Genomic DNA, 5693 nt, shown 5'->3' with positions numbered 1-5693 from the left:
CAGGTCGTAAAAGCTTTTAAAAAATAACGACAAGAGTAGAATCTTTTCTATGAAAAGCTTTGTTTTAATTGGTTTATTGCACTACGGTTCCCAGCCGTAGTGCATTTTTGTAGTCTTCGTATTTACCGATATGAAGTTACCGATGAATGTCGTATTTCTAATCTAAATACTACCGGATAACTTAACTCACTATCTACAGGTTTGCCTTCATTTAATGCGGGTAGCCATAGGTTTGGAATTGATTCAATCACACGTATGGCTTCCTCGTCCAAGCCATATCCTAAAGGTTCTTTTACATGGTAATTGCTGGCATGTCCATCTTTATTCACTGTAAAGTGAACGGTTACCCGTCCCATCGCATTACTAGATCTTGCTTCAAGTGGGTATTTTAGTGAAGTAGCTATTGCAGATATAATATAATCGTTTCCACCAATAAAAATAGCAGGCCTTGTTAAAGTATCAACAGTATTTATTTTCTTAGTAGGTTTGGTTTCATTCTTTGTATTAAATAGCAATAGTGTCTTATTATCGAAATCGTATTTTGAAAGTAACTTACCGTCTATATTATGGAATTCCCAAATACCACTTCTTTCTCCATTTGTATAAGTGCCTTTTACATATAGTTTTTTTATTCCCGTTTTCTCATAGGGGCCATGTTTGATTTTTTTGTTGGATTTTAAAACATAATATTTTTCGCCTTGCTCACTATCATAACGTAACTTAGTTTCCTGAGAAAACGCGAGGGTAAAAAGAGTAACCCAACCGCAAATAAATACCAATAAGAATTTCATGTGAAATAGATGTAGATTTTGGTTGTAATATTGTTTAAGATTATAATGATTAAATCGTTGTAATATTTATTTATGATAAAATATCCAGTCTTCTTTTGTGAATTCAGGAAATACTAATTTTTGGTGTATAATCAGCGAATTTGCTGTTAATTCTGTTACATCAAAAGTCTGAAAAAACTGTTTCTTTTCGAATTTTAGCTGGTTATCTGTAAAAGTATAATTAACTGTATGAAGCACATTGCCAAAACAATAAACGAGAAAAAAATGAAAGATTTCATGGTTTTTAATTAGTATTCTTTCAAAATTAGTAAAATATTCAAGGTTAACAAAAATGAAAGGAATACAGTTATTGGTTTAAGTGAATTTAATAAAGATGTTTTAATTCTAAAGATAGATAATTAGTGTCCTTAGTTCTGTAGGAAGGTGAGTAGAAAGTAAATCATAAGCCGGGTTTTCGCCGGCTTATGATTTATTCGATGCTTTTGCCTTTCATTGCATGAGAAATGGCATGGTCCATTAATCTTTCTGCAAAAGGTCTGGTGTATTCATTTAAGGCGTCTATACTTGCATGAATTTTATCCTTATCATGATTCTGAAGATCGGTTTTCAAAGCCTCAATCAGTTTTCGGGTTTCGGCAAGTTCAGTTTCAGATAAGAAAGCTTTATTTTTTTCAATAAAACGTTCTGCTGTATAAACCATTTGTTCGCCTTCTGTTCTGGCTTCTATAACCATACGTTGGGCAACGTCTTCCTTTGCATTTAAAACAGAATCCAAAAGCATTTTTTCAACTTCTTCATCTTTTAAACCATAGGTAGGTTTTACATCTATATGTTGTTTAACACCCGATCGTAATTCAATAGCTTCTACAGTTAAAATACCATCAGCATTTAATAAAAAGTTGATGTCTACCTTAGGAAAACCTGCTGGCATAGAAGGGATGCCTTTTAAGTCAAACTCAGCTAATTTACGGTTCTCCTTTACCAAATCCCTTTCGCCCTGATAAACAGAAATTTTCATGTTTACCTGTCCGTCCACAGAAGTCGTATATTGTCTTCCGGCTTTAGTAGGGATTTTGGAGTTCCTTGGAATAATTACATCCATTAAACCGCCCATGGTCTCTATACCTAAAGAAAGCGGAGTAACATCCAGTAATAGAATATCCTTCCGGTTGCCAGACAATACATCGGCCTGAATGGCGGCACCTAAAGACACTACTTCATCCGGATTGATTTTGTCGTTTACTTCTTTGCCAAAGAATTCGGCTACTTTCCTTTTAACCAAACCGGTTCTGGTAGAACCACCAACCATAATAACCTCGTCAATATCCGAAATTTGGAGATGGGCATCAGCCAGCGCATTTTTACATGAAACCAAAGTTTCATTTACTTTATCTGCAATTAAGCTTTCGAAAGTCTGTTTATCTATTGTACAGAAAATATCACCAATTTTTTCATTGAAAAGATTTTGGTGAGAGAAAGACTTTTTAGCCTCTTCGGCTTTAAGCCGCAATTCCTGATAAGGGAGATTTCCCCGGAGGTTATTTTGTTTAATCCAATAATCTACAATGGCTCTGTCGAAATCATCGCCACCAAGAAATGTATTTCCATGAGTAGCTAATACTTCAAATATACCATTTTGGATTTTCAGAATAGATATGTCAAAAGTACCACCACCTAAATCATAAACAGCGATGGTTTTTTCTTCTTCCTGACTTAATCCAATGCCATAAGCTAAAGCTGCAGCAGTTGGCTCGTTTACAATACGCAAAACGTCCAGGCCAGCCAATTTACCGGCATCTCTTGTAGCTTGTCTTTGAGAATCATTAAAATAAGCCGGAACAGTAATTACAGCCCTGTTTACCTTCGTTTTAAGTGCGTGTTCTGCTCTTGCTTTTAACTCGCTTAAAATTACTGCTGAAAGATCTATAGGTGTATAGTAATTGTCTCCAATTTTAATCTTTACCAGACTCTCATCATTATCATCATCAATAATTTTGTACGAGAAATAATCTTCGTGATTCTGAATATCTTTATATGAACGCCCTAACAATCTCTTTACAGAGAAAATAGTATTTTGAGGATCGGAAATTAAAAAATCTTTAGCTTCATTTCCCACTACAGGAACATTGTTGTCATCAAAATGAATAACCGATGGTACTAAAATTCCCTTGCCGGCATCATTAATCACCTGTGGCTGATTATCCGGATTAATAAAAGACACCAAAGAATTTGTAGTACCTAAATCGATACCAACAATTATATCTTCTTTTTGCAGAGAACCTGTAGCCAGGTTAATCGAAATCTTAGCCATATTAACTTAATTCGTTATTATAGTTCATTAGTCATTAGTCATTAGTCATTAGTCATTAGTCATTAGTCATTAGAAATCGTAAATCGTAAATCGTAAATCGTAAATCGTAAATCGTAAATCGTAAATCGTAAATCAAAATAGGGTAGTAAAGGTACGTACTTTTGCTTGATGCATTGTTATTGAAATGTAATCAAGCAAAAGCAGAATTTTTTTAGCGGTTGAACAGCATACGTTCACCTTTCACAGATTCGTTGAAAACTCCATTTTCATAAGCTAAATGTCCGCTTACGAAAGTATGTGTAACTACCGAGTTGAATTTTTGTCCTTCGAAAGGAGACCAGCCACATTTAGAAAGTACATTGCTTCTTTCAACAGTATAATTTTTATTCAGATCTACCAATACCAGGTCTGCTTTGTAACCTTCTCTGATAAAGCCTCTGTCGGCAATCTGGAAACAAATAGCCACATTGTGAGCCATTTTTTCTACTATATTTTCTAAGCTGATTTTTCCCTGATGATATAATTCCAGCATAGCATTTAAAGCATGCTGAACCAGTGGTCCGCCAGAAGGAGCAGACAAATAGCTTTGTTCCTTTTCCTGAATCGTATGTGGAGCATGGTCTGTTGCCACAACATCAATCCTTCCATCCAATAAGGCTTGCAGGATTTGGTTTTGATCTGATTCTGTTTTTACAGCAGGATTCCATTTAATCCAGTTCCCCTTGGTGGCATAATCTTTATCGTTGAACCACATGTGGTGGATACAAGCTTCTGCGGTAATTCTTTTTTCCGCCAGTGGAATATCATTCCTGAATAAATTGGTTTCTTTTCCGGTAGAAATATGCAGAATATGCAATCTGGTATTATGTTTTTTTGCTAAATCTACTGCAAAAGAAGAAGAAATATAGCAAGCCTCTGCACTTCGGATGACAGGATGCATTTCCGGCGTAATATGTTCGCCATACTTTCCCTTAAAAACTGCAAGATTATGCTTAATAGTAGCCTCGTCTTCGCAGTGTGTAGCAATAAGCATTGGAACCTCTCCAAAAATGCCATTTAAAGTTTTTTCATTGTCAACCAGCATATTTCCGGTGGAAGAGCCCATGAACACCTTTACTCCGCAAACATCTTTCGGGTTGGTTTTTAAAACTTCTTCCAGATTATCATTCCCGGCTCCCATATAGAAAGAATAGTTAGCCAGAGATTTTTGTGCTGCAATGGCGTACTTATTAGCCAGTAAATCCTGAGTTAAAGTATTGGGAACGGTGTTTGGCATTTCCATGAAAGAGGTAATACCACCGGCAACAGCAGCTTTTGCTTCGGTATAAATTTCTGCCTTATGTGTTAATCCGGGTTCTCTGAAGTGCACCTGATCGTCTATACAACCCGGTAATAAATATTTCCTATCTGCGTTTATTTCTTTTGCAGAACTATCTTCTATAGCGCTTGCTATTTTAGCTATCCTATCGTTTTCTATCAGAACATCGCCAACGGTTTGTTTTCCTTCGTTGACAATGGTAGCATTTTTTATAAGGAATTTGGACATGTCGCAAAATTACAAATATTAGTAAATAGTTTATTAGTCATTAGTAGTCTCATTCTGGCATCTTATTTAGTTTATTGGTTTAATTACTTGAGTTTTTGAGTTGATTGGCGTTCCATAATCGTTTTTGCTAGTAGTATGCATATGGTATAAAGATACGTATTGTGTTGTTTATACTAAATAAGTAGTCTTTAGTTTGGTTCACTAGTATATTAAAGCAAGTCCGCCTCATAGCCGGCGGTTGGCCTAGTCCTTTTTGTCTTGATACAAAAAGGGACCAAAAAAATCAAGGCTGCATAAGATTTACTAAAAACCAAACTCCGTTCGCTAAACAAAATGAAACTCGCTACGCTCAGACAACATTTTGTTTCGGGCGCTCACATACGTTGGTTTTCTTAACGCCTGCCTGCCGGACAGGCTGGCAAATCGTTATGAGGCCGGAAGCGTTCTTGGGAATGATTCTTTGTGTTAATTTGTACTTTCCTTACCTCAACCATGTCATCCTGTGCACAGTCGAAGTATCTCCTAGTTAATAGCCCCCACTGTTAATGTACTTATAAACAGTATTTTCCTTTCAACTCTGCAAAACTACTCTTATGTATTACTCTGGGAACTACCGAAACAGATCCTTCAATCCCAGTGCCAGAAGAAACAAAAAAGTCCGGCACAAAGCCGAACTTCCCTACAAACCACCTACTACATAGCCAAAAGCCCTATACCTATATGCCAGCAGCAGGATGAGTTAATAAACCCAATTAAATTTATCATGAAGGGTTTAGTAAAGTCTTCATAGTAACGCCTTCCTTATTGTTTCTCAACTCAATCTCCAGCAGCTCCAGTACATCCAGCAAACGTTTCAGATGCTCATAAAAAGCTAACAGGTCTTTCTTTTGTGCTATCGGCTGACCGCTAAACCCGTCAGAAACGGTTAAAGCAAAAAACTTCCACAGCAGCTCTTTACTCTCTGCCGATTTATAATCGCCTAACAGCTTCTCCAGTTCGGAAATAACTTGTTGATATTTGCTATCTATGCTCATATAAAGGTTTT

4 protein-coding genes are annotated in these 5693 nt (G+C 36.3%); all 4 read right to left on the bottom strand.

Annotated features, from left to right (window positions below):
* Positions 1-122: 122 nt before the first annotated feature.
* Positions 123-791 (bottom strand): energy transducer TonB, encoded by a 669-nt coding sequence (locus ABWO41_RS14670; protein WP_353139625.1) that lies wholly within the window; start codon positions 789-791, stop codon positions 123-125.
* A 469-nt stretch (positions 792-1260) separates the two neighbouring features.
* Positions 1261-3102, bottom strand: coding sequence for a Fe-S protein assembly chaperone HscA (gene hscA, locus ABWO41_RS14665; protein WP_353139622.1), 1842 nt, complete (start codon positions 3100-3102; stop codon positions 1261-1263).
* Between the two features lie 211 nt (positions 3103-3313).
* Positions 3314-4648 (bottom strand): dihydroorotase, encoded by a 1335-nt coding sequence (locus tag ABWO41_RS14660; protein ID WP_353139619.1) that lies wholly within the window; start codon positions 4646-4648, stop codon positions 3314-3316.
* 761 nt (positions 4649-5409) lie between these two features.
* Positions 5410-5693 (bottom strand): hypothetical protein (locus ABWO41_RS14655; protein ID WP_353139616.1); only part of this gene is annotated, 284 nt, incomplete at its 5' end.

Source organism: Pseudopedobacter sp. (assembly GCF_040392825.1).
Classification (GTDB): Bacteria; Bacteroidota; Bacteroidia; order Sphingobacteriales; family Sphingobacteriaceae; genus Pseudopedobacter.
Note: the sequence above shows the minus strand (reverse complement) of the source record. Positions and strands in the feature narration are given on the sequence as shown.

Bases quoted from the DNA above. Each gene is read 5' to 3' on its own strand.
- hscA (WP_353139622.1), bottom strand. From the start codon at position 3,102: ATGGCTAAGATTTCGATTAACCTGGCTACAGGTTCTCTGCAAAAAGAA.
- ABWO41_RS14670 (WP_353139625.1), bottom strand. From the start codon at position 791: ATGAAATTCTTATTGGTATTTATTTGCGGTTGGGTTACTCTTTTTACC.
- ABWO41_RS14660 (WP_353139619.1), bottom strand. From the start codon at position 4,648: ATGTCCAAATTCCTTATAAAAAATGCTACCATTGTCAACGAAGGAAAA.